22 protein-coding genes are annotated in these 23,899 nt (G+C 67.9%); 10 read left to right on the top strand and 12 right to left on the bottom strand.

Going from position 1 to position 23,899, the window contains the following annotated elements:
• Positions 1-360: 360 nt before the first annotated feature.
• A complete protein-coding gene (locus AB0F17_RS42520) occupies positions 361-1,725 on the top strand; it encodes a hypothetical protein (protein WP_358035351.1) in 1,365 nt (454 codons plus the stop codon).
• Positions 1,726-1,745: 20 nt separating this feature from the next.
• Positions 1,746-2,636, top strand: coding sequence for a transporter substrate-binding domain-containing protein (locus AB0F17_RS42525; protein WP_358035353.1), 891 nt, complete (start codon positions 1,746-1,748; stop codon positions 2,634-2,636).
• 5 nt (positions 2,637-2,641) lie between these two features.
• Here AB0F17_RS42525 and AB0F17_RS42530 read toward each other — a convergent pair whose 3' ends face one another.
• Both AB0F17_RS42530 and AB0F17_RS42535 read right to left on the bottom strand, forming a co-directional pair.
• The gene (locus AB0F17_RS42530; protein WP_358035354.1) at positions 2,642-3,022 is read right to left on the bottom strand and encodes a hypothetical protein; all 381 of its coding nucleotides are present in this window, start codon (positions 3,020-3,022) and stop codon (positions 2,642-2,644) included.
• 189 nt (positions 3,023-3,211) lie between these two features.
• Positions 3,212-6,052, bottom strand: a complete 2,841-nt coding sequence (locus AB0F17_RS42535) for a tetratricopeptide repeat protein (RefSeq protein ID WP_358035356.1) — start codon at positions 6,050-6,052, stop codon at positions 3,212-3,214.
• 136 nt (positions 6,053-6,188) lie between these two features.
• Between AB0F17_RS42535 and AB0F17_RS42540 the strand changes: the two genes are divergently transcribed.
• Both AB0F17_RS42540 and AB0F17_RS42545 read left to right on the top strand, forming a co-directional pair.
• Complete coding sequence (locus tag AB0F17_RS42540) at positions 6,189-6,650, top strand: carboxymuconolactone decarboxylase family protein (protein WP_358035358.1); 462 nt, start codon at positions 6,189-6,191, stop codon at positions 6,648-6,650.
• Between the two features lie 117 nt (positions 6,651-6,767).
• Entirely contained in the window at positions 6,768-7,019 is a 252-nt protein-coding gene (locus AB0F17_RS42545; protein ID WP_358035360.1) for a hypothetical protein, read from the top strand.
• Here AB0F17_RS42545 and AB0F17_RS42550 read toward each other — a convergent pair.
• Positions 7,010-7,453, bottom strand: a complete 444-nt coding sequence (locus AB0F17_RS42550; protein WP_358035362.1) for a zinc-binding dehydrogenase — start codon at positions 7,451-7,453, stop codon at positions 7,010-7,012. The genes AB0F17_RS42545 and AB0F17_RS42550 overlap by 10 nt on opposite strands.
• Before the next feature lie 133 nt (positions 7,454-7,586).
• Positions 7,587-8,387, bottom strand: coding sequence for an IclR family transcriptional regulator (locus AB0F17_RS42555; protein ID WP_358035364.1), 801 nt, complete (start codon positions 8,385-8,387; stop codon positions 7,587-7,589).
• Positions 8,388-8,556: 169 nt separating this feature from the next.
• Here AB0F17_RS42555 and AB0F17_RS42560 point away from each other — a divergent pair, with 169 nt between their 5' ends.
• Positions 8,557-8,967, top strand: a complete 411-nt coding sequence (locus AB0F17_RS42560) for a RidA family protein (RefSeq protein ID WP_358035367.1) — start codon at positions 8,557-8,559, stop codon at positions 8,965-8,967.
• A complete protein-coding gene (locus tag AB0F17_RS42565) occupies positions 8,964-10,067 on the top strand; it encodes an aminotransferase class V-fold PLP-dependent enzyme (RefSeq protein WP_358035369.1) in 1,104 nt (367 codons plus the stop codon). The genes AB0F17_RS42560 and AB0F17_RS42565 overlap by 4 nt, the downstream gene beginning before the upstream one ends.
• A 1-nt stretch (position 10,068) precedes the next feature.
• Here AB0F17_RS42565 and AB0F17_RS42570 read toward each other — a convergent pair whose 3' ends face one another.
• Positions 10,069-12,003 (bottom strand): WD40 repeat domain-containing serine/threonine protein kinase, encoded by a 1,935-nt coding sequence (locus tag AB0F17_RS42570; protein ID WP_358035372.1) that lies wholly within the window; start codon positions 12,001-12,003, stop codon positions 10,069-10,071.
• A gap of 150 nt (positions 12,004-12,153) precedes the next feature.
• Between AB0F17_RS42570 and AB0F17_RS42575 the strand changes: the two genes are divergently transcribed.
• Positions 12,154-12,945 (top strand): FHA domain-containing protein, encoded by a 792-nt coding sequence (locus AB0F17_RS42575; RefSeq protein WP_358035375.1) that lies wholly within the window; start codon positions 12,154-12,156, stop codon positions 12,943-12,945.
• Positions 12,946-13,207: 262 nt separating this feature from the next.
• On the opposite strand, the gene AB0F17_RS42580 is transcribed toward AB0F17_RS42575, so the two are convergent.
• The 7 genes from AB0F17_RS42580 to AB0F17_RS42610 all read right to left on the bottom strand — a co-directional run bounded on the left by AB0F17_RS42580 (position 13,208) and on the right by AB0F17_RS42610 (position 19,765).
• The gene (locus AB0F17_RS42580; protein WP_358035378.1) at positions 13,208-14,353 is read right to left on the bottom strand and encodes an epoxide hydrolase family protein; all 1,146 of its coding nucleotides are present in this window, start codon (positions 14,351-14,353) and stop codon (positions 13,208-13,210) included.
• A gap of 155 nt (positions 14,354-14,508) precedes the next feature.
• Positions 14,509-15,228 carry a GntR family transcriptional regulator gene (locus tag AB0F17_RS42585; protein ID WP_358035381.1) on the bottom strand — a complete coding sequence of 240 codons (720 nt, stop codon included), beginning with the start codon at positions 15,226-15,228 and terminating at the stop codon, positions 14,509-14,511.
• Positions 15,229-15,280: 52 nt separating this feature from the next.
• Positions 15,281-16,447 carry an N-methyl-L-tryptophan oxidase gene (solA, locus tag AB0F17_RS42590; protein ID WP_358035384.1) on the bottom strand — a complete coding sequence of 389 codons (1,167 nt, stop codon included), beginning with the start codon at positions 16,445-16,447 and terminating at the stop codon, positions 15,281-15,283.
• Positions 16,444-17,700, bottom strand: a complete 1,257-nt coding sequence (locus AB0F17_RS42595; RefSeq protein ID WP_358035387.1) for an aspartate aminotransferase family protein — start codon at positions 17,698-17,700, stop codon at positions 16,444-16,446. The genes solA and AB0F17_RS42595 overlap by 4 nt, the downstream gene beginning before the upstream one ends.
• A gap of 20 nt (positions 17,701-17,720) precedes the next feature.
• Entirely contained in the window at positions 17,721-18,122 is a 402-nt protein-coding gene (locus tag AB0F17_RS42600; protein WP_358035390.1) for a hypothetical protein, read from the bottom strand.
• The gene (locus AB0F17_RS42605) at positions 18,119-18,697 is read right to left on the bottom strand and encodes a GNAT family N-acetyltransferase (RefSeq protein WP_358035393.1); all 579 of its coding nucleotides are present in this window, start codon (positions 18,695-18,697) and stop codon (positions 18,119-18,121) included. The genes AB0F17_RS42600 and AB0F17_RS42605 overlap by 4 nt, the downstream gene beginning before the upstream one ends.
• 45 nt (positions 18,698-18,742) lie before the next feature.
• Positions 18,743-19,765, bottom strand: a complete 1,023-nt coding sequence (locus tag AB0F17_RS42610) for a cation diffusion facilitator family transporter (RefSeq protein WP_358035395.1) — start codon at positions 19,763-19,765, stop codon at positions 18,743-18,745.
• Between the two features lie 603 nt (positions 19,766-20,368).
• Between AB0F17_RS42610 and AB0F17_RS42615 the strand changes: the two genes are divergently transcribed.
• From AB0F17_RS42615 to AB0F17_RS42625, 3 genes are read left to right on the top strand one after another with little or no spacing between them, the layout of a single operon-like run.
• Positions 20,369-21,913 carry an ABC transporter substrate-binding protein gene (locus AB0F17_RS42615; protein ID WP_358035398.1) on the top strand — a complete coding sequence of 515 codons (1,545 nt, stop codon included), beginning with the start codon at positions 20,369-20,371 and terminating at the stop codon, positions 21,911-21,913.
• Positions 21,914-21,925: 12 nt separating this feature from the next.
• Positions 21,926-22,600, top strand: a complete 675-nt coding sequence (locus AB0F17_RS42620) for a haloacid dehalogenase type II (RefSeq protein ID WP_358035401.1) — start codon at positions 21,926-21,928, stop codon at positions 22,598-22,600.
• A 20-nt stretch (positions 22,601-22,620) separates the two neighbouring features.
• Positions 22,621-23,898 (top strand): FAD-binding oxidoreductase, encoded by a 1,278-nt coding sequence (locus AB0F17_RS42625; RefSeq protein ID WP_358035403.1) that lies wholly within the window; start codon positions 22,621-22,623, stop codon positions 23,896-23,898.
• Position 23,899 lies beyond the last annotated feature (1 nt).

Genomic DNA, 23,899 nt, shown 5'->3' on the forward strand with positions numbered 1-23,899 from the left:
CCATCCAAGCCATCGGTCGCAAGCCCCAGCGCGCCCTACCGCTGATTACATAGCGTTACAATCCACAATTAGCAGCTGACTTTGAAATCGCCCTGCGTCCGTACGGAGCTTTCATCGACAATCCGGAAGTTTCGCCCATTCTCGGAGCCCTCCCGCGAAGTTCGGGCCATCTTGCTCCGTGGCGATATTCTCTGGCCTCCCCGTGACTCCACGCTTCGCCCGTGCTTCCCGACTAATTCCAGTTATCCTCCTTCTTATAGAGAGCTCTTCCCGATGTCTCCCCGATCCCGGGAGCCCGGGAGCCGGCGGGAGGTGCAGCAGGCAGTGGCGAGGGCGCACCGGGAGCCGAGACCTTCCACCGTGGAGTTCATCGTCCTGCTCCGGGCACTCGGGATGGCGGTCGAGTCCCACGGGGTGTCCCACGCGCAGGTGGAGCGACTGCTCTGCCAGCGCATCACCGCAGGCCGCGACGCCGAGAGAGCACTCCACGAGCAGCCGCCCGCCGGGGTGGCCGAGCGCCTGCGGCAACAGGTGGCGCGCAAGAGGGCAGTGGAGGAGAGCAGGCTGGCCCGCCTCGACGCCCGCCGGGACAGAGCGGGAGGGCAGCGCATCGGCGAACTGCTCTCCGGGAAGTCCCCGCGAGGCGCGATGCCTCCCAAGCCGCGCGTCGAAGTATGCGTGGACGTGTTCCTGGAGGTCTTGGAGGAGAAGGATCCTTCCGGCCACGCCGCGGGCCGCTACGGCACCCTGGACATGTGGCTGGAGCTATGGCGTGACGCCGACCAGGGGAACATGCCGAGCCTCGGCCGGCGGGCCAGGACGGTGAGCGGCTACGTGGACATGGCCCGGCAGCAGCTGACGGCCTCGGCCCACGCGGGGACGGACCCCGCGCCCGCGGACCAGGAGACCGCGCCCCATCCCCTGCCCGTGTCCGTCGCCGGAACCGGGACCGGGACCGGGACCGTCGCAGGGACCGGGGCCGCCGCCGGGACCGGGGCCGCCGAGCCACTCGGGAACGCCGACGTGCGGCTCGGGCTCGCGCAGGAGCACGGGGACGAGCTCGCCCGGGCCAGGGCCGAACTCGCCCAGACCAAGTCCGACCTGGCCCGGACGCTGGCCGAGCAGGACCTCGCCACCAGACGCGCGAACGGCGCCGGAAACCCGGCCGGGGCGGAGCCGGCGCGGGATGGCGAACGCCACCGGGCCACCGCCGCGCGGTTCAAGGCAGTCACCCTGCCGCTCGCCATCGTCACCACAGCGCTGATCACCTGTCTCGCGACAGCCTTCGTCATGCAGGCGACCCCCGCCGGCGGGGCGCACACCCCGGACGTGGTCCTGCGGTTCAAGGATCCGTATGAGCTCACCCCCGGCCGCGAAGGCGTGCGGATCCCCCTCGGCCTGGTCTCTCCCGCGACGTCCCCGGACACCGCGGACGCGGGCGAATGGACGATCACCCTGCACCTCAGCCTGGCCTCGGAGTCCCTGGCGGACGCCTGCGTCCACGACTCCCGGCTCACGTACACGCTGATCGGCGACGGCAACCAGATCTCCTCCGGCCCGCTGTCCGCCGGGCAATCGAAGATCATCACTGCGCCCATCCCCGTCGGCGACCTCGGCACGGTATCCGACCTGCGACTCCACGTCATCGTTGCGGCAGGAGAGTTCGGCAAAAGCTGCAAGTTCGCCCTCGACCCATCGGACACCACGGCGCACCGGGTGCGCTGAGCCCAGCAAGGAGACCCATCGTGCGCCCATGGTGGTGGATCGTCGTTTCCAGCACGTTAGCGATTGTCTTGATCTCCTGCGGGCAGGCGCCCACCGCCGGCTCCAAGCCGCCCGCGCACAGCCGCTTCTACCAGAACTCCAACCTGCGCATCGGCTCACACGGCGACCAGCCCGGCATCGGCCTCTACGACTTCAAGACCAACGACTGGTCGGGCCTCGACGTCGATGTCGCCTACTACGTGATGGGCAAGCTGCGCATCACGTTCACCCGCGACAACAATCACCTCCACCCCGTGCAGACGGCGGACCGGGACGACCACCTGCTCAAGAGCATCGACAATCTGATCATCGCCAGCTACTCCATCACCGACGGCCGGATCAACAAGGGGATCACCTTCTCGATCCCGTACCTGCTCAGCTTCCAGGACATCCTGATCCGGGAAAGCGACAAGAACAAGATCAAGTCCGTCGAGGATCTGCGCGCCCGCGACGTCTGCACCACGTCCCCGGCCAGCACGCCCTACCAGCATCTTGATGCGCTCAACAAGAAGTTCAGCCCCAAGATGATCCTCGACCCCCAGGCCAGCATCGCGCTGTGCGTCGACAGGCTGCTCGCCGGCGCCACCGACGCCGTCGTCACCGACAACGCGATCCTCTACGGCCACGAGGCCGCCAATTCCGGCTTGTACCTGGTGAACACCAAGGTCTGGGACAGGCCCGAGCAATACGGCATCGGCATGATCGCCAAGACCCCCACTGACGCCACGGAGATCAACAACGCGATCAGAGACATGATCAAAGACGGCACCTGGGCCAAGTCGATCGTCGCCAACTTCTGCCCCAAGAACACTCCGCCCGACCACCCCTGCGACCTGGCGCAGACCTTTCTCCGCAACCCTCCCACCGGCTGAATCGGCTAGCTGTCCCCTGACCCGTTCAGAGCCTCCTGGAGCTTCGCGGCGGCCTTCACGGCGGCGGTCCTGGTGAGCCCGGGCTCGAACCGGCCGTAGAAGCCGCTGTGCTCCAGGAGGACCATGGTGTTCTCGTCCCTGATGATCACTATGTCGACCGCCATCGTCGGCCCGATGCTCTCGGACGGGTTCATTGAGCGGAACTTGATCCCGTATGTCCCAGAGCCGAGCTTGCCAACCGACAGCCTGCCAATCGTGTCCGTGACTCCCTTTCTACGGGCCTTGACGTGGCCGCAGTCACGGACCATGACCTTGGCCGCCCGCTCCAGCCCGGAGACCCGGGCGGCGGACCCGCTGACGACGAACTGGCTGACCCCTTCCGTCACACCGTCCCGCATCAGCCAGGTCGCGGTCTTGCTCCGGTAGAGCGGGACCAGCCCCTTGATCGCCTTGGCGCACGCCTTCGTGTGGGCGGCCTGGGGGTCCAGCGGGTCCCTGTTCCGGGTCGATCTCGGCAGCGAATATCACCAGCCCCCGAGTTCGTCCGCCGGCTCTCATTGGGGTGGCCGGTGGGCTCAATCCAGCTCCGCCAGGAACGCCTCGACTGCGCCGGCGTCGGGCACCCCCAGGTCGGCGTACAGGTCCCGCGCCTGTTTGGCGTGATCGCGAGCCGCATCGACGCCGCCACGATCGCGATGGACGTGTGCCAGCCCCTCGTGGGCGCGCGCCTCCTCGGGCCGATTGCCCAGCTCGCACGCGATGACGAGGGCGTCGCGGTGATGCGCCAGGGCCTGGCCGGGATCACCGAGAGATCGGGCGGCCTCCCCCAGTCCGTTGAGCGGCGCGGCTTCGTCGCTCCGGCTGCCCAGCTCGCGATAGAGCTCCAGCGCGCGACGGTGATGGTCGCGGGCTTGCTCGTGCTGCCCCTGCCGTTGGTAGACCTGGCCGAGGAGGTCCAGCCCGCGGGCCTCACCGTTCCGGCTGCCCAGTTGACGATGCAGCTCCAGGGCTCGGCGATGATGGTCGAGGGCTTCCGCGTATCGTCCCTGCCGATCGTGGCTGATGCCGAGATTGCTCAGCGCGTACGCTTCCCCGACGCGGTTGCCGATCTCCCGGCTCAGACCGAGCGTGTGCTCCAGATGGTGGTCCGCCCGCTCGTACTCGTGCTGCCGCAAATACACATTGCCGAGGGTGTTGTGTGCCCGTGACTCGCCGAGCCGGTCGCCGACCTCGCGGCACAGGTCCAAGGCCCGGCCGCAGATCTCGTACGACGCCTCGTACCGGCCTTGCCGCCAGTGAACCCAGGCCAGATCGAGCAGCGCCGCCGCTTCGGCGGCCTTGTCACCCCGGCGGCGGGCGGCCTCCAGCGCCTTCGTGTGCAGAGTGATCGCGTCGGCGTGACGGGCATGACCGTCAAGGTAGGGATGCAAGATGGTGGCCAGTTGGCCGGCGTGGACCGGCCAGTCGCCGTCGGCCGCATGGCCGCCCGCGGCGACGAGGTTGGCGCGCTCGGCCTCCAGCCAGGCGGCCGCTTCGACGGCATCCCGGAACGGCACGGTCTCCGTACCGGGGATGGAGGACCTGCGGAGCTTGCCGAACGGATAGAGAAGCTGGATCGCCGCGACCGTCGTGCCCCGGTAATGGTCGAGCAGGCGGGTCAGGGCGTCGTGCCGGGCCTCGGCGGTCTCTTCGGCGGACGCGGTGGCGCGCGCGTGTTCGCGAAGCAGGTCATGGAAGGTATAGCGACCAGGCTCATGCTGCGCCAGGACATGGGCGTCCAGCAGATCCTCCAGCAGCATCTCGGCGTCGGCGGCGGGGACGCCGGCCAGCGCGGCGGCGGCATGGGCATCGGTATCGCGCCCGGGGTGCATGCCCAGCAACCGGAACATGCGTTGCCGCTCGGCCTCCAACTGCTGGTACGACAGCGTGAACGCGGCCGCGACGCCCCTGTCCGAGGTGGACAGTTCGGCCAGCCGGCGACGCTCGTCGCGCAACCGGCCAGCCAGATACTCGACGGTCCAACGCGGGCGATGATGCAGCCTCGCGGCGGCGATCCGGACGGCAAGCGGCAGAAACCCGCACAGTTGCAGCACGTCGAGGACGGCGCCCGGTTCGGCCTTCGCCCGTTCTCCCACGATCGAGGCGAACAGCCGCTCCCCGTCCCTGGCCTGCAGTACGTCCATGGACAACGCGCGGGCGCCGTCGAGGTCGACCAGCCGGTGGCGGCTGGTGATCAGGATGAGGCTGTCGGAGGCGCCGGGCAGCAGGGGTTTGACGTGGTCGGTGTCAGCGGCGTTGTCCAGCACGATCACCACCCGGCGCTCGGCGAGCTCGGCCCGCCACAGGGCGGCGCGTGCGGTGACCGAGGCCGGGATGCGTTCGGCCGGCACCCCGAGCTGGCGCGTCAGGGTTTCCAGCGCGGCGCCGGGCTCGATCGGCTCGTGGCCCGCGGTGTGCGCCTGCAGGTCGACGAACAGCTGTCCATCGGGGTACCGGTCGGCGAGCCGATGCGCGGCGTGGATCGCCAGCGCGGTCTTCCCGATGCCCGCCATCCCGTCGATGGTCAAGATCGTCAACCCGGCCCCGAGTCCGGCGATCTGGTCGAGCTCGATGGCCCGCCCGGCGAAGTCCGGGATGTCGTACGGCACGAAGTTCGCCCGCCGCTCGGGTTCGCGTACCGCGGCTTCCGGCGGCTGGACCTGCAGGTCCGGATCGTCACGGAGGATGGCCTGCTCGATCGCCACGAACGCCCGGCCGGGATCCAGCCCCTGCTGCTCCACCAGCGACTCGCGGAACGCCCTGGCCACCGACAACGCGTCGGCCTGCCGTCCCGCGCGATGCAGGGCGAGCATCAGCTGACCCGACAGGCGTTCCCGCAGAGGATGCGCCGCCACGTGCGCGGACAGCTCGTCGATCAGGTCCTCGTGCCGGCCCAGCGTCAGCTCGGCATCGGCCAGGCGCTCGATCGCGGCCAACCGCCGCTGTTCGAGCCGGCTCCGGGCACTCTCGACGTAGTCGGCGTGCACGTCCGCCAACGGCTGACCCCGCCACAGTGCCAGTGCCTCGCGTACCTGACGGGTGACGGCACCCGGATCGGTCTCCCTTTGGACAGCCGCCAGCCGGCCGGTGAACTCATCCAGATCAAGCCATTCAGGGTCGATCGTGTATCCACCCGACCGGGTCACGAGCGACTGCGCCGCCTTCGCTTCGCGGAGCACCCGGCGGATGGCGGTCACGGCGGCCTGGATCTGCGCGCGGGCGGTGTCCGGCGGCGTCACACCCCACACCGCGTCGCTCAGCTGATCGGCACTGAGGACCGTGCGGGCGTGCAGCAGCAGGTACGCCAGCACCGCACGGTGACGTGGCGCCAAACCGGTCAGCTCCCGGCCATCGGCCATGACCTGTACGGGGCCCAAGACAGCGAACCGTACGCCCAACCTCGCCTCCCTCAGGCGCGCATTAAACGCCCATAGCGGACGCATCGCGAATGTATCAACCCGGCTTCCCATGATGGGTTCACCGCACAGCAAGCCGAGAAAGGAACTCTCGATCATGGAAGCCCGCATGAAGAACCCGGCGTTCGTCCTCCCCGAGACCATGAAGGGGATCCAGGGCATCTACAAGGGCATCTACCAAGGCGGCGCGCCCCAGGAACTCCTGGAGATCGTCGCCCTGCGCGCCAGCCAGATCAACGGCTGCAGCGCCTGTGTCCACGCGCACATCCAGAACCTCAAGAAGTCCGGCGAGTCCGACGAACGCGTGGGCAGTGTAGCCGCCTGGCGCGAGGCGCCGTTCTACAGCGACATCGAACGAGCCGCGCTGGAGCTCACCGAGGCCGTCACCCGGATCGCCGACAGGTCCGCGGACGCCGTGGCGGACGACCTCTGGGACCAGGTCGCCGATCACTTCGACGAGAACCAGCTCTCCGCGATCATCCTGACGATCTCCATCACCAACTTCTTCAACCGCATCAACGCCACCATCAAGGAACCCGCCGGCGCGTCCTGGGCCTGACCAAACGTCCAGCCCCTTATTTACGGCATGTCCGTAGATAAGGGGCTGACCGCGTCCTTACGGCGCGACGAACGCCCGTGCATTGCCTGGCGCCAAATCCTTAGTTAACTTTCCTATATGAAGTCGCGTATGCTCGCCGCGCTCACGTTGACCGCGGCCACCCTCGTCGCCGCGGTCAGTCTCAGTTCGCCCGCACAAGCCGAAATACCCGGCTATGTCAAACAGGGCACCTACGGCTGGCCCGACCAATGCAACGGGATCGGCTACTCCGGCCAGACCAATCAGACCTGGCGCTTCTACTACTGCGAGACCGTCATCCCGACCAACTGGAACGCCCCCGGCCTTTACTACCTGTGGGTTCAGTACTGATCCGCGACCTGGACGAGCATCTTGCCGGTGTTCCGTCCGTGCAGCAGGCCGAGAAAGGCCTCGACCACCTGGTCGAAACCGGTGACCACCATCTGGTCCGCGACGAGGTGCCCTGACTGGATGTGCGGCACGAGCAGCGCCTCCAGCTCTCCCTGCAGGTGACCGTGATCGCGCACGGCGCCGATCGCCGCCTCGAGGTGTTCGCCGCCGACGTTCTCGACGCAGACGTCGACTCCGTCGGGAGCCACCTGGGCGAGCAGTTCGGCAACCGGCCGCTGGTGATGGTCGAAGGCGGCGTCGAATCCGAGTTCCTCGGTGAGGTGCTTCGCCTTGGCCGCCGAGCCGGTGCTGCCGATGATCCGCTTGGCGCCCAGGATGCGGGCGATCTGCCCTGCCGCGGTCCCGACACCGCCCGCGGCGCCGGAAATGAACACCGACTCCCCCCAAGTACACGAACTCGTCGCCCGTCGGCATGCCCAGGGGGCGGGCCACCAGATGGACGGCTACGGACGTGTCAGCCATGACAACCTCCTTCATGGACCGAGCGGGTCATCGCCTCGGCGAAAGTCAGGCGCGCGCGGCCTGTGGCACCGTCAACCGGCCCGTGCGCAGCAAACCGGTCGCTATCGATGCGGCTTCGCGTACTTCCGTGGTCAACCACAGCCGCCGATCACGGAACCGGTCCGCGGGCACGGACACGGTGAACGCGCCGAACGGTGAGCCGGAAGCGTCGAAGAACGGTGCGGCCACGCAGGACACACCTTCACAGAATTCCTCCAGGTCCAGCGCGTATCCCTGCTTGCGTACGCGCGCCAGCTCGGCGACGAACCTGTCGTAGTCGGTGATCGTGTGCGAGGTGACCGGCGCGAGTTCCACCCCTTCGAACATCGCGGCCACCTGCTCGTGGGGCAGGAAGGCGAGCACGGCTTTGCAGGAGGCGCGCGCGTGCATGTGGCCGGTGTAACCGACGTCGAGATTGCCCACGCTCACCGCATGCAGGCCGGACAGGTAGTGCTGCAGAGTGAGCGTGCCGTGATACCAGCCGGACAGGTAGGACGTCTCCTGGGTCTTGTTGTGCAGTCTGGTGAGGATCGCGGCCAGCTCGGGCGACGGCCCTGACCGCTGCTGGAGGTGCCGGCTCAACGAGGCCGCACGCGGGCCCACGTCATAGCGTCCGCCGGGCAGCCGGACCACATGTCCGGTGGCCAGCAGTGTGCGGAGCAGGTGGTAGCACGTGCCGATCTTGATGTCGAGCCTGCGGCTCAGTACCTTCGCCGTCGCCGTGCCGTCGGCCGTGGCCACGGCTTCGAGCAGCGTCAAACCGCGCTCCAACGTGTGCAGTACGGTCTGCGTGTTCGTATCGGGCATCAGCCACCTTCTTCCGGCTTCCGGCGACCGCCACTGTGCGGCTTGAGCTCAGCTTTGTGCACAAGAATGAAGTGATTTTTCGATTATCTGAAATCCCGCCGACGGACGGCTGAAGACATCGACCGCGGTCTCCTAACGTGTGCCTGCGATCCGTACGAAGGAGTAACCGATGATCCGCCGCTGGAACCCGGTCAATCTCGCACCGCCGATCGGCCAGTACAGCCATCTGGCCGCCGTACCGGCCGACCATGAGCTGGTGTTCATCTCCGGCCAGGTCGGTGTGCTGGAAGACGGCGCTCTGTCCGGCCCTGACGCGGAGTCTCAGACGCGGCAGGCCCTGGCCAACATCGAGCGGCTGCTGAAGTCCATGGACGCGGGGCCTGAGCAACTGGTGAAGCTGCTGACACTGGTCTCGGGCACCGAGCACCTCGAGGGATACCGTGCCGCCAGAGAGGACGTGTTCGCCAGGTGGTACCCGGAGGGTGACTGGCCCGCCCACTCACTCGCGGTGGTGGCCGCGCTGGCCGCTCCTGAGCTGACGGTCGAGATCGAAGGCATGGCCGCGGTGCCGCGCCGGTGATCTCCCGCCCGCTCACCTCGGCCCGGTTCCGGGAGCTCTTCCCCGCACTCCGTTCGACGGTCTGGCTCGACACCCCCGGCGCCCCACCTGGCGTGCGGCCGGTGGTGGAGGCGATGCGGGAGACGCTGGCGGCCTGGTCGTCAGGCGAGTTCGACTGGCTCGAGTGGGACGCGGCCGCTGAGCAGGCTCGCGTCCTGTTCGCGCGGCTGACGGGTGTGGCTCCCGGCACGGTGTCGACGCTGGGCTCGCTCGGTGAAGCCGCGGCCATGGTGGCGGCGTCGCTGCCGCCGGGCCGGATAGTGGTTCCCGCCGAAGAGTTCCAGAGCAACCTGTTCCCCTGGTTCGCGCGGCACGAGGTGGTCACCGTACCGGCTCGGGGCGGCACGACGCGGGTGGAGGACCTGATCAGGGCGCTGGACGAGCGCGTCTCTCTCCTCGCGGTGAGCGAGGTGACCAGCCGGGAGGGGCAGCGGCTGGACCTCGCGGCCTTGCGAGCCGCGACCGACCGGGTGGGCGCGCGGCTGTTCGTCAACCTGACCCAGTCACTGGGTGTGCTGCGTTTCGACGCGGCCAGGATCCGTCCCGACTACTTCGCCGTGCACGGCTACAAATGGCTGCTGTGCCCGCGAGGCGCCGCCTGGCTCGTCACCAGGCCCGACCGCCTCAGCGAACTGAAGCCCCTCGTGCCGGGATGGAAGTCGACGAACCCGCCGTACCAGTATTTCGGGGGTCCCGCGAACCTCGCGCAGGATGCCAGGAGAGGCGATGCCTCACCGGCCTGGTTCTCCTGGATCGGCGCCAAGGCCGCACTCGAACTGCTCACCTCGCTCGACGCCGATCAGGTCGAACGGCACTGCCTCGGACTCGCGGGGCAGCTGACCGACCAGGCGCGGGCGATCGGCCTGCGGAGGGTGACGGACGGCCCGGGATCCCACATCGTCGTACTCCATACCGACAAGGCCGACCGCGTCGCCCTGCGGCTGCGCGAGCACGGAGTGCGAGCCACCGCCCTGAGCGACCGGATCCGCTTCGGCTTCCACTACTTCAACGAAGAGCCGGACGTCGTCGCGACCATGCGGGCCCTGGACGGAGGGCGGTGATTCAAGAACTGGTGGGAGTGGCCGTGAAGTACGGGGAGACGACCAGCTTGTCCGGCACCTCCAACAGCCTGCGCGTCAGCTTGCCGTCGAACCCCATGACGCGGACCTCGTTGTCGGTCGCGTTGTCCTGCTCCCAGCAGTAGAGCCGCGACTCGTCGTACCAGCCGAGCACCTTGTCGCAGTCGGAGGAGAACTTGCGGACCTGTTTTCCGGTGCCGGCGTCCCAGAGACAGTGATCGCCGTCGCCACCGCCCGGGCAGTCGGTCACGAACGTCTTCCCTGAGGGCGAGAAGATGTCGCGGGTCCCGGACGCCAGCGGCCCGACACCCGGCATGTCCCGCGTGGGCTTGCCGGAGACGTCGAAGAAGCGCAGCCCCTCGTCCTTGCCATAGACGATGACCACGCCTTCTTCTCTGCCGTCCCAGCCGAAGTCGCTGTCCCGGATCGAGTCGTCGGCCACCTTGATCACACTGACCTTGCTCTCGGCCACGTTGATGATCGCGAAACCCACCGTGATCCAGGTGTCCTTGCCTTCCTTGTTCTCGATCTTCTTGTTGACGTTGAGCAGGACCTTCGAGTTGTCCTTCGACCAGGAACGGAGAGCGGTGTCCAGCGGCTTGCGCACGGTCCTGACCCGGAAGCTGGAGCCCGCCGGCCTGTCGGTGAGCAGGATCGAGTCATAGCCGTCCGAGGTATATCCGTACGGCCTTCCCGCGAGATAACGGCCGTTGGGCGAGACCAGCGACTCCACGTTGCCCGGATACTTGTCGAACGTGCCCCGCAGCGATTGCCGGGCATAGTCGATGTCGTCATCATTTTTCGGGTCCTCGACCTCGTACGCCGTCAGCGTGACCGGGTCGGACGGGTGCTCATAGAGCGTGATCGCGCCGCCGGGCAGCAGGGTCTTGACGGGAGTGGCCGGGGTCGCCCCCTTCGACGATGTGGCCACGAGTTCCGGCGGGGGCGTGGGCTTCCGCAGCCACCCGGGCACGACCAGCCCGGCCGCCACGGCGATCGCCGTGATCAGCGCCCCCACGCCGATGAGGATCGGCTTGCGCGACAGCCTGGTGCGGTCCGCCTGCGGAGCAGCCTGTCTGGTTCCCTCCACGAGGGGGTCGGAGTCGGGCTCCGCGTTCCGCAGCAGGCGCAGGATCACCTGCTTGGCCGTCAGCCGCTGCGCCGGGTCCTTGGCGAGGCACTGCCGCACCAGGTCATGTAGCCGTCCATCGAGCGAGCCCAGATCGGGCGGGTCCCTGAGCACCCTGCTCATCACGGCGTGCGTCCCGTCGCTGCCGAACGGCGCTCGCCCGCACGACGCGAAGACCATCGTGGCGGCCCAGGAGAACAGGTCGGTCGCGGGTCCGAGCCCCTGCCCCGTGATCTGCTCGGGCGACATGTAGGCAGGCGTCCCGATCTGCGTGCTACTCGTCATCGTGGCCGGGCTCAGCGTGCGCGCGATGCCGAAGTCGATCACGCGCGGCCCACCGGCGCCCATGATGACGTTTCCGGGTTTGAAATCCCGGTGCACCACGTCGGCCTCGTGGATCGCGGCGAGCGCGGTGGCGGTGCCGATGGCGAGCCGCTCCAGGTCCCCGCCGGTGAGCGGGCCGTCGTCCCTGACGATCCGCTCCAGAGAGCGGCCCTCGACGTACTCGCTCATGATGTACGGCCGGCCCTGCTCAACCCCTGTGCTGAGCACGGTGGCGGTGCAGAACGGCGCCACCCGCCGGGCGACCTCCGCCTCGCGCAGGAAGCGCTCGACGCTGTCCTCGTCGTCGGACTGCTCATGCCGCAGCCACTTGATCGCCACGCGCGCACCCATGGGGGTCCCGGCAAGGTAGACGACACCCTGCCCGCCTTCGCCCAACCTGCCGAGGAGCTCCAGGCCACCCAGTTTCTGGGGATCCCCGGGCCTGAGCGGCGTGAAGTTTGGCATGCGGTAATTGTGATGCTACAGAATGGATCTACCACAAGCTTACCAAGCAGTAACTCTTCCGGAACATCCTTCTGTCAAGGCGACCGGGACCCCTCCCGAGAGTCGGCGGCTACCGTGACGCCCGGAGGCGTGTGGAGAGGATCGGCGACGATGCGCAGACCCCTGAGCAAAGTGGACATCCTGCCGAAGGAGTTCGGAACCCTCACCGACGGCCTTCCTCCGGCTGCGCCCGGCACACTGTACGTCCGAGGAACCAACGGCGGGATACGCGTCGCACCGGACGCCGGGCTCGATGTGGTGTTCGGGCGTTGCGAGCCGGATGTCCACGTCTGCGTCGGCCCGAACGACCCGTACGTCAGCCGGCAGCACGGATTCATCACCCACCAGCACGCGCAATGGATCCTGTACAACCTCGGCAACCTGCCCATCCGCCTTCCAGGAGCGCGACTGGTGCTCACCGGACACCGGGCGACGTTGCCGGTGGCGCACACGCCGCTGTTCATCGTCGGCCCCGAGCAAGAGCACCTGCTCGAAGTACGGGTCGTCATGACACCACCGAGCCCGGCCACGGAGAACCGCCATGAGAGCGACACCCGCGACCCGCCCAAGTGGCGCCTGAGCCCCGTCGAACGCCTGGTCCTGGTCTGCCTGGGCCAGCGGTACCTGCGGCCCGAGCCCTGGCCGCAGCCGCTGACCTGGGCACAGATCGCCGACGAGCTCGGTCGCCTCAGGCCCGGAGAGGGGTGGACCGGGAAACGAGCCGCCCACATCGTCTCCCAGACGCGCAAGCGGCTCAGCCCCGAGGTGCCCGGACTCTTGGAGGAGGAGATCCCGGCGCCGCTCGGCAACACGCTCAACCACAACCTGATCACAGCGCTGCTGGCCACCGCCACGATCGGCTCATCAGACCTCCGGCTGCTCGACGAACCACGCCAGGCCTGACGGCGGCCCCCGCCCCACCCGCTGACCACGTCTGACCCGCGGCCGAGAAGCTCAACGCCCCCGCGCCCATCATGGGCGCGGGGGCATCTGTGGTCCGGTCAGCAGGTCATCGACAGCGCGGGGCCACCTCGTGGACGTACCGGTGAACGATCCGCGTGCCGAACTTCTTCGCGGCGCGAGCGCGATTCTCGACCTCGAACCGATGGCCGCCCCGGTAGAGGCGATGACGACCCATCAGCCATCTCCAGGACCGGAGAGCCGCTCATCTGAGAGGGGCGAAGAAGGAGCGCAGGTCCTCCGCCATCTGTTGGGGCTCCTCATGGGCCATGAAATGGCCGCCGCGTTCCGGCGTGTGCCAGTGACGCAGGTCACGGCACACCCGCTCGACCATGCTCCTGGGCAGGTTCACGAAGGCGGGCTCGTTGCTCAGGGTGACGGCAGCGGGCACCGTGATGGGTGGGACGGGCTTGTTCATCGGGTAGTCGTAATACTGCCGGAAGGACGATCCGATGGTGCGGGTCGCCCAGTAGAGCGTGGCGACGGTCAGGAGCGTGTCCTTGTCCCAGCGGGTCTCCAGATCGCCGTCGCAGTCGCTCCAGTCGCGGTACTTGTCGATGATCCAGGCCAGCAGCCCCGCCGGCGAGTCGATGAGGGCGGCGGCGATCGTGTCCGGCCGCGTCCACATGATCTCGCTGTAGCCCTGGTCCTTCTCGTCGTAGGCGCTTAGGGCGTCGAGGAACGCCTGCTCCTCGGCCGTCGCCGGCTGCTCGCCGAAGTCGGACATCACCACGGCCGAGGTGACGTGCACTCCGGCGACCTCGCCGGGATACAGGGCGCCGAGCCACTGAGTCACCCCGCCGCCGATGTCGCCGCCGAAGGCACCGAAGCGCGCGTACCCAAGGGTTTCGGTCATGAGGGCGTGCCAGATCTCCGCCACGCGCCTGCGGGTGTACCCGCCCTCGGGCAACGCCGAGTACAGAAAACCGGGCAGCGAAGGGATGACCACGTCGAAGGCATCGGCCGGGTCACCGCCGTACCGTGCCGGGTCGGTCAGCCGGCCGGCGAGCGGCAGCATCTCCACGAAGCTGCTCGGCCAGCCGTGAGTGAGGATCAGCGGCAGAGGCGCGGGCGCGCCCTCCGCGCGCCGTCCCCGCACGTGGACGAAGTGCACCGAGCCGCCGCCGACCTCGGCGACGAACTGCGGATGGGTGTTGAGCGCCGCCTCGGCGCGGCGCCAGTCGAATCCGTCCGCCCAGTAGGCGACCAGTTCGCGCAGGTAATCGGGATCGGTCCCCGCAGCCCAGTAGACACTGTCGGACGGCGTGGTGAAGAGGGTACGGGCGAGCCTGACTCGCAGGTCGTGCAGAACGTCATCGGACACGAAGATCCGGAAAGGGTTGACTGTCATGTTCCTTCGCTCAGGAGTGGTCGAGTGACGGACACTCCTGGGCCACGGTCAGACGAGCGCGACGGCCAGGAGTGCCCGGACGGGCTGATACGTGGTCATCGGGCACACCTCCTCATATCGGGAAGACCGACGGCAACATACCACCACGGCCGCCGTCAGCGCGATATGCGCGAGGAGACGCCGGCCAGGACAACGCCGCTCGCCGCCCGGGTCGACCGGCCGCCGGCGGCGATGAGGCCTTCCAGCACACGCTTGCGGCTCGCCTCGATCTGATCGACCACGATCTGGCGGGCTCGCGACGCGTCACGCGCGAGGAGGGCGTCGTGGAGATCGTGATGCTCGTGCATCATCTCCGAGGCGTGATCGCGGTCGCCGAGGCTGACGAAGAACAGGCGCTGCATCTCCTCCAGCAACACCTGCAGGGTGTTGGCGAGCCGTTCGTTGCCGCTGGCGCGGGCGATGCGTACGTGGAATTCCCGGTTGTCCTGAAGGAACTGCTGGTAGCTGCGGGTGTCGTCGTGTGTGTAGGTTTCGTGCGCGAGTTCGTGCAGGGCTTCGAGCTCCGCCTGCGGAGCGCGCATGGCGGCCAGTTCGACCGCGGCCGGTTCCAGCAGCAGCCGCATCTCGAACAGATCCTGGACGCTGGCCAGTGTCACGACCGTGACGCGGTAGCCCTGTCGTGGAAGTACCTCGACGAATCCTTGCTGGACGAGCCGGCGCAGCGCCTCGCGCACCGGCGAGCGGCCGAAACCGGTGCTCTCGGTGAGGGCGGCCTCGTGCAACTCGGCGCCGGGCGCGAGCTGGCCGGTGAGGATGAGGTGTTTGACATGCTCGTACGCGTTGTCGGTCGCGCTGCGAGCCCTAGCCGTTGTCATGCCTGCCACATGACGATGATACGTCTAGTGATACATCACAAACCGGCACTGATCATGCCGGGGTCAGAGCGTCCGGCGGCCATGGCGCCAGCGAGCGGCTCGGTGCGAGGAAGCCGACATCACGGGCGGTTCGCCCGTCGATGACCAGGTCCGCGATGATGTCTCCGAACACGGGGGCGAACTTGAAGCCGGAGCCGGAAAATCCGCAGGCCAGGATGATCCTGGACGAGTCGGGTGCCGGTCCGAGCAGGGGCTGGCCGTCCGTGGTGTAACCCTCCAGGCCGACCGTGGTGGTCACCGGGTCGGGATGCAGGCCGGGGAAGAACTCGGCGACGGTTTCTCGGAGGCGGCGTAGCAGCTCGGGGCCGACGGTCAGAGGCGGGTTCTCGGTGTCGTACACGATGGGGTGGCCGGCGGTGTAGATGCCGATCTTCACGGTGGCGCCGTCGACGGTGGGAAATCCGTAGGCGTTGACGTCTCCGACGCGTTCGAAGACGCCGCAGACGTCCGGCCGATACTGGTCGATGTTCTCGGGCACGTACCAGGCCTGCACCACCCGCCGCGGAAGCACGGTCGTGCCCGCCAAGGGGACCACGTCGCGGGCGCGGGCCCCCGGGGCGAGGACGACATGCCCGTAGCGCCGCGTCCCATGCGCCGTACGCAGGACGACGCCGTCGCCGTCCGGTTCGACGGCCAGGACGCGGGTGTGGTCGAACAGGGTCGCGCCGAGTGTCCTGGCCTGTCGTGCCGCCGTGACCACCGACAGCTCCGGCCGGAGGAATCCCGCGTGCGGGTCGGTGATGCCGGCGTCGGCCGGGCACACGCGGTGCTGCGGATATCGGGTGCTGAGTTCCGCGCTGTCCAGCCATTCGTGGTCGAGTCCGGCCGACAGCGCCGACTTGTGCGCGGCCAGGAGCGCGGGTGCGTCCGACGGGCCGAGGATGACGCCACCGACGCTGTGCAGGAGATGGCGGCCTGTCGTCCGCTCCAAAGCACGCCAGAGGCCGAGTGCTTCCAGCGCGAGCGGGGTCATGCGCGGTTCGCGCTGGCTCTGCACCGAGAACCGCCGCGTTTGCCCTGAGGAGGCCCCGCGGTCGTGGCCGATGCCGAACCGTTCGTAGCCGGTGACCGAGTGTCCGCGCTCGGCCAGCCGCCAGGCGGCCATCGCCCCGATGGCGCCCAGGCCGACGACCGCCACGTCGGCGTCGTAGCCGCTCACGCGCTCACCGTCGCGGAATCTTGGAGTTGCCCGGCGAGCACGCCGGCCGCGTACTCGATCTCCTCGGCGGTGATCACGAATGGCGGGCAGATGTGCAGGGTGTTGCCGGCGAGCAGGCGGGTCAGCACTCCGTTCTCCCGGGCGCCGAGCACGACCTTGGTGGCGTCCACCTCGGGCTTCAGCTGGACACCGGCCATCAGCCCGACCGCGCGCACCTCCTGGACCGAGGGCGAGTCCGCGAGCGGTGCCAGGGCTTGAGCCAGCACGGGTGCCAGCTCGGCGACCCTGGCCACGAGCTGCTCCTCCTCAAGAATGTCCAGGTTTTCCAGGGCGACCGCGCAGGCGGTGGCGTGGCCCGAGTAGGTGAGTCCGTGCCGGAAGATCGGGGCCTCGGCGCCGGTGAAGAACGGTTCGGCCACGTGCGGCGCGATTCCGACGGCGCCGAGCGGAAGGTAGCCGGAGGTGATCCCCTTGGCCAGGATGATCATGTCGGGTTCGATGTCCCAGCGCTGACACGCGAACCACTCGCCGGTACGGCCGAAACCGGTGATCACTTCGTCGGCGATGAAGAGGATGTCGTTCTGACGGGCCAGTTCGCGCAGCCCGGACAGGTAACCTTCCGGCGGCGCGTACACCCCGCCGGTGCCGATGACCGGCTCGGCGACGATCGCGGCGATGGCGTCGGCACCGATCCGCTCGATCACGGCGGCCGTCTCCGCCAGATCGCTTCGTGGTACGCGGGCGGTCTCCGGGATGAGCGACTCGGTGCCATAGCCGTCGCGGTTGAAATCCAGTCCGGCGATCGAGGTCCCGAATCCGTGCAGCCCGTGATAGGCCCCCTCACGGCTGAGGATCACCTTCTTGTCCGGCCTCCCGGCCACCTGCCAGTATCGCCGGGCCAGTTTGCAGGCGGTGTCGACGGAGTCCGAGCCCCCAGAGGTGAGAAAGATCCTGGGATCCTCGATGGGCAGCAGGCCCGCCAGCCGTTCTGCCAGGTCCAGGGCTGGACGGTTGGCGTGCGCGCCGAACAGATGGTAGGTCTCCAGGGTGCGGATCTGCGCCGCGGCCGCATCGGCGATCCGGGTGCGCCCGTGTCCGATGTTGGTGTACCAGAGCCCGGCCGGCAGGTCGAGCAGCCGCTGCCCGTCCTCGGTGGTCACCCAGGCGCCGTCGCCGGAGGCGATCACCAGACGGTCACGGCTGGCAGCGGGCATATGTGTCTGCGGATGCCACAACGGGCTACGCGTACTCATCCCTTCGCTCCTCACGGGAATCAGGCGGCGGCGAACTCGTCCACGGCGGCCGCGTGGATGTGCAACATCCGGGCGAGCAGGCCGTCACCGCGAGAGAACGTCAACGGCGAAGCGCCGCCGGTGCCGTTGAAGAAGGCCGCCCCCTGGTCCGGCGACTTGTCGGTCTTGTCATCGGGGTACAGCGGGTTGACGGTGTTCTCGATCTTGGGCCACAGGGCACGGGCGGCCTCGGTGGATTCGAAGTCGAGCAGCAGCACCAACGTACCCGGCAGCAGCTCGCCGGCGCACTCCTTGAGCACCGACCCGCCCAGATAACCGGGGTGGCCGTCCAGGGAGCGCAGAAACTCCCCGAGGTAATCCTGTGCCTGCTCGGCCTTTCCCGGCTCCGAAACGAAGATGAAGACGTCGCGTCGCTTGGTCATGATCGTGTGTTCCTCTCAGTACGTGCGGGTTCGATGTCGTGGGTGATCACGGGAATCTCCATGAACAGCGCTCGGGACACGCCGGCCGTGTCGTCCTCGACCACCACCGCGCCCATGGACAGCCAGAACGGCAGCGCGCCGGGCGAGTGCGGGAAGGTGTGCAGCGCGATGGTCTGGTAGTGCCCTTCACACCGCGCCCGGTCGAGCACCTGATGGATCAGGACGCGGGCGACGCCGCGGCGGCGGTGCTCCCGCGGGACGTAGACGCGGACGAGTTGACCGGTATGGCCGTCTCGGTACCTTTCGACGAGGTGCGGCGGGCTGAGATCTTCCTTGAGCGCGCCCCCGCGGATGCCGGCGGTCCCGAGGAGGACACCGGTCTCCGCATCGTGCGCGACCAACATGAACGGCCCGTCCGGTGCGAGGTACCACGCAGTCATGTCATCGATGTCGGCATGGACAAGGGGGTCGTAGGGATCGCGGAAGTCCTCGGCGACGATGCGCAGCATGAGGGTGCGCGCGCTGGGGATGTCCTCTGCGGTCAGCTCCCGGACGTGGAATCCGGCATCGGCCATGGCGGAGCTCCAGTTCTGGTGGTGGGAGAGTGAGCCGGCGAAGCGCTACAGACTCGCGGCCTGCTTCGCCCGGTAGGCCGCGCGCGCTTCGGCGCTGGCGTGGTGACCGGAGAGTTCGTGCAGGTCCTCCGGTCTCTTTCCGTCGACGACCGGGTGCAGGTGCACCACGACCGATTCCAGGTGTGGATGGGCGTGCAGCAGTGCGTGCTCGACCTGGTCGGCGACGCGGTGTCCGTCCACGACCGTGAGGGTGACCGCGACGGCGATGTCGGCGTCGGCTTCCATGCGGTGCCCGCTCCAGCGGGCCCTGACCCGGTCCACCGCCACGACGCCCTCGACCGAGGCGGCGGTCGTGGTCATCGCCTCGATGACGCCGGGTTCGATGCCGTCCATCAGCCGGCGGAACACCGTCCGCATGGAACTGATCAGAATTCCCATGATCACCACACCGATGAGCAGTCCGACGATCGCGTCCGCCCGCTCGAGGCCGAACCACACGCCGACCACGCCGACCACCACGGCGATCGAGGTGAGCCCGTCCGCCCGAGCATGCTGCCCCTCGGCGATCAAGGCGGCGGACCCGATCTTACGGCCGGTGCGGATGCGATAGACGGCCACGATCTCGTTGCCGGCCGCGCCCACGATTCCGGCGGCGAACACCCAGCCCAGGTTGGTCAAGGGATGCGGGTTGATCAGCGCGTCGATCGACTCCCAGATGATCAGCCCCACCGAGGCGGCGATCACCAGGGAGATCAGCACCCCGGCCAGGTCCTCGGCGCGCCGGTAGCCGTAGCTGTAGCGGTTGCTCGCGACGCGGCGCCCGATCCGGAAGGCGATGACCAGCGGAATCGTGGTGACCGCATGTCCGAGGTTGTGCAACGTGTCGGCCAGGAGAGCGATCGAGCCGGAGATCGCCACGATGGCCATCTGCAGGATCGCGGTGGTCATCATCCCGGCCAGGCCGATCCACGCGGTGCGAATGCCCTCACCGCTCGTCTCTTCGGCCGACTGGATGGCTTCATTGGCGTCGTGAGAATGAGGCACCACGAAGTGCTTCAGTTTGGCCAACAGGCCTCCGCCGCGGTGCCCGTCATCGTGTTCGTGCCCGTGCCCGTGGCCATGTCCATGTCCGTGGCCATGCCCGTGCTGTTCCTCGTGATCGTTTTCCGGGGCCGGATGTTCGTTGCTCATCTTGATCAAACTTTCCCGTCGTCCTCGTGATATTTCACGTGAAACATTACGATGCGCTCCTCCTCTCGTCAATGGGTCCGCTGAGGACCGGGGATGGCACGTAAACATGTTGTTAACGACGGCTCGCGAATGTGTCGGGACGTGTCTACCGGTGTCGCACATCGAGCTTCTCCCAGCGGGGACCTGGGGATTCATTGCAAGAACCAGATCACCTGCCGAGTACGTTGTCAACAATCAATGCGAAAGGGAGGGTTGTTGACAACGCTGGGAGGGCTGGCAGATGATATGCGACATCGTTCGGGAAACGGGGCGCCCCGTTTCCCGACTGAGACTCCCAGATGGTCAGCAATCCGCGGCGATGCGGGCTGATCGCGCCTTCACGATCACTGGTGCACCACGACGCGGTTCTCGTACCAGCCTCACCGGAGCATTGCGGCTCCGAACTCGTTACCCGCCCTTACCTTTCTCCAGGCGGATGCCATGACACGATCACTCCCCCTTCGCACCCCAGCCCTGATCTGCTCGGCTCTGCTCACGCTGACCGCGTGCGGCACTTTCGGAAACAACGACTCCACGGCCGCCGCGGACCAGAACGTGGTGATCAGCCTCCAGTTCTCCCCACGCTCCAGCTACGCCCTCGAAACCGACGACGCCCTGGTGCTCAGCCAGATCGGTTGCCTGGAAACCCTGCTCACCTATGACAACAAGGCCGGCGCGCTCAAGCCGCTGCTGGCCACGAAGTGGACGCAGAGCACCCCCACCACGTGGGATTTCACCCTGCGCGAGAACGTCAAGTTCCAGGACGGCACCGGTCTGACGGCCGACGCCGTCGTTCAGGCACTGAAGCACGTGCTCGCGGTCGAGGCGCCGCCGCGGGCCTTCAACAAGACGGTCGTCTCGTCGGTCGCCGCACTCGACGGCTCGACCGTCCGGATCACCACCCCCAAACCGAGCGCTCTGCTGCCGTTCCGGCTGGCCAGCGCCAACACCGGCATTCTGGCGCCGGCCGCCTACACCTCCTCGGGCATCAAGCCCATCGGGCACTGCACCGGGCCCTACAAGCCGACTTCTGAGGCCACCGGCCAGTCGATCTCGATGGAGCGCAACACCACCTACTGGGGTGGGCAGGTCCCGCTGGCCAAGGTCGAGGCCAGGTTCATCGCCGAAGGCGCGACCCGGGCGACCCAGGTCCAGACCGGAGAATCCCAGATCGCGCTGGGCATCCCGGCCACCAGTGTGGCCGCGCTGAAGGGCGACAAGGATCTCGTGGTCAGCGAGACGTTCACGCCGCGCACGACCGGGCTGTACTTCAACAACTCACGTGCGCCGTTCGACAAGGCGGCGCTGCGCAAGGCCGTACAGGCCGCCCTCGACCTCGACGCCATCGCCAAGAGCGTCTACAACGGCGGCGCCCAACCCGCGATCGGCCCGTTCTCGCCCACCGAGCCGTGGGCGCCCAAGGGCATGCAGCCCGTGGCGCAGAACCTCGACCAGGCCAAGGCCCTGCTCGCCGAGGCCGGGTACGCCCCCGGCAAGCTCAAGCTGACGCTGCTGGCCTACACCGAACGACCCGAGTTCGCCGACCTGGCCACCGTGATCCAGGCCAACCTCAAGGCGATCGGCATCGAGGTCAAGGTGAAGAGCAGTGACTACGCCGGGATCGAACCCCAGCTCATGTCCGGCGACTACGACCTCACTCTGCTGTCGCGCAACCATCTGGTCGACATCGCCGACCCCAACGGCTTCCTGTCCTCGGACTACACCTGCGACGGCGGCTTCAACATCAGCCACTTCTGCGACCCGGCCATCGACAAGAAGATCGCCTCGGCGAACGCCATGACCGACGCCACCGAGCGCAACGCCGTCTACGCCGACGTCGCGCGCTACCTCGAAGAGAACGCGGTCACCGTCTTCCAGGTGCACGAGCAGACACATGCCGCGTACCGCAGCGGTGTGAAGGGTTTCACCGACGACCCGCTCGCCCGCTACGCGATCACCACCGCGGTGACCGTCGCCAAGCAGTAACGGAGGGAATACATGGACTTGCTGGGCTTCACCCCGAAATACATAACTTTCGACTGCTACGGAACGCTGACCAACTTCCAGATGACGCCGGCGGTGCTGCCGCTGCTCGAGGACCGCGTCGCACCTGAGGATGTCCCCACCTTCCTGAAGGACTTCCGCGCCTACCGGATGGACGAGGTGCTCGGGCCGTTCAAGCTCTACCCCCAGGTCCTGCGGGATTCCTGGCAGCGGGCCTGCAACCGGTGGCGTATCCAGTTCCGGCAGTCCGACGCGGACACGATCGTCGCCGCGGCCGGCTCGTGGGGGCCGCACCCCGATGTGCCGGAAGCACTGGGCAAGCTCGCGTCGGCCTACCCGCTGGTCATCCTGTCCAACGCCACCGACGGCATGCTGGAGAACAACGTCAGGCAGCTCGGCGCGCCCTTCCACCGGGTGTTCACCGCCGAGCAGGCCCGTGCGTACAAACCGCGATACGCGGCATTCGAGTACATGCTCGACCAACTGAACGTGGAACCGCAGGAGATCCTGCACGTGTCCTCGCACATCTGGTACGACCTCATCCCGGCACACGAGCTGCGGATCAAGCACAAGGTCTACGTCAATCGCGGCTACGACCCGTCCGTCCCCTTCTACGAATACGCCGAGACCTCCGATCTCACCGGCGTCCCGCCGCTGCTCGGCATATAGCCCAACGACTGGGAGGACACGTGAAGCTCGTTTCCTACTGGCTGGACACCGCCAAGCCGGCCGGCGACTTCCGCCGCACCGAACTACCGGCACGCGCGGACGTCGTCGTCGTGGGCGCAGGTCTCACCGGCCTGTCGACCGCCTTGCATCTGGCCCGCCAGGGCGCGCAGGTTGCGCTGCTGGAGGCGCACACAGTCGGCTGGGGCGCCTCCGGCCGCAACGGCGGAATGGCCACCCCAGGACTGGCGATCTCCTTCGGCGCCGGGGTGAAACGCTACGGAACGGAGCGCGCCACCGCGATGTTCCGCAGCTACAACGACGCGATCGACACACTCGAAGACGTCGTGACAAGTGAGGGAATCGACTGCTCCTTCAGCCGGACCGGGCGGCTGACGCTGGCCAGCAAACCCGCGCACTACGAGAGTTTCCGCGCCTCGGCCGCGCTGATGCACGAGCTGGCCGGGCAGGATGTGCGGCTCGTACCGCCCGCGCGTATCCGTGAGGAGATCGGCAGTGACCACTACCACGGCGCGATGGTCGATCCCCTCGGCGCGGGCGTCCACGTGGGACAGCTGACGGCCGGACTCGCGGCGGCCGTGTCGACGAACGGCGTGTCCATTCACGAGGAGTGCCGGGTCACCGGGCTGACCCGGCGCTCCGGCTACCAGCACGACGTGCACACCGAACTCGGCACCGTACGCGGCGACCAGGTGGTGATCGCCACCAGCGGCTACACCGGCGGCCTGACCCCGTGGCTACGCCGGCGGATCGTGCCGATCGGCAGCTTCATCATCGTCACCGAACCGCTCGACGACGCCGTCGTGGACGAACTGCTGCCGCACCGGCGCGTCGCCTCCGACAGCAAGAACCTGATCTACTATTTCCGGATCACTCCTGACAACCGGCTGCTCTTCGGCGGACGCGCCCGGTTCGCGCTGTCGGCTCCCGCTTCCGACATCAAGAGCGGGCGAATCCTGCGACGCGCGATGACGACCGTCTTCCCGCAACTGGCCGGCGCTCGTGTCGACTACTGCTGGGGCGGCCTCGTGGACATGTCGATGGACCAGATGGTGCACGCCGGGGAACGCGACGGCCTGTTCTACTCCGTCGGCTACAGCGGCCACGGCGTGCAGATGGCCACGCACATGGGCAAAGTACTGGCCCAGGTGCTGGGCGGTGAACCGGCCGCCAACCCGTGGCACGACCTCCCGTTCCGCGCCGTTCCCGGACACTTCGGCCCGCCGTGGTTCCTGCCGCCGGTCGGCGCCTACTTCAAGTTCCTCGACCTCGTCCGCTGAC

Source organism: Nonomuraea sp. NPDC026600, from assembly GCF_040638335.1.
Classification (GTDB): domain Bacteria; phylum Actinomycetota; class Actinomycetes; order Streptosporangiales; family Streptosporangiaceae; genus Nonomuraea.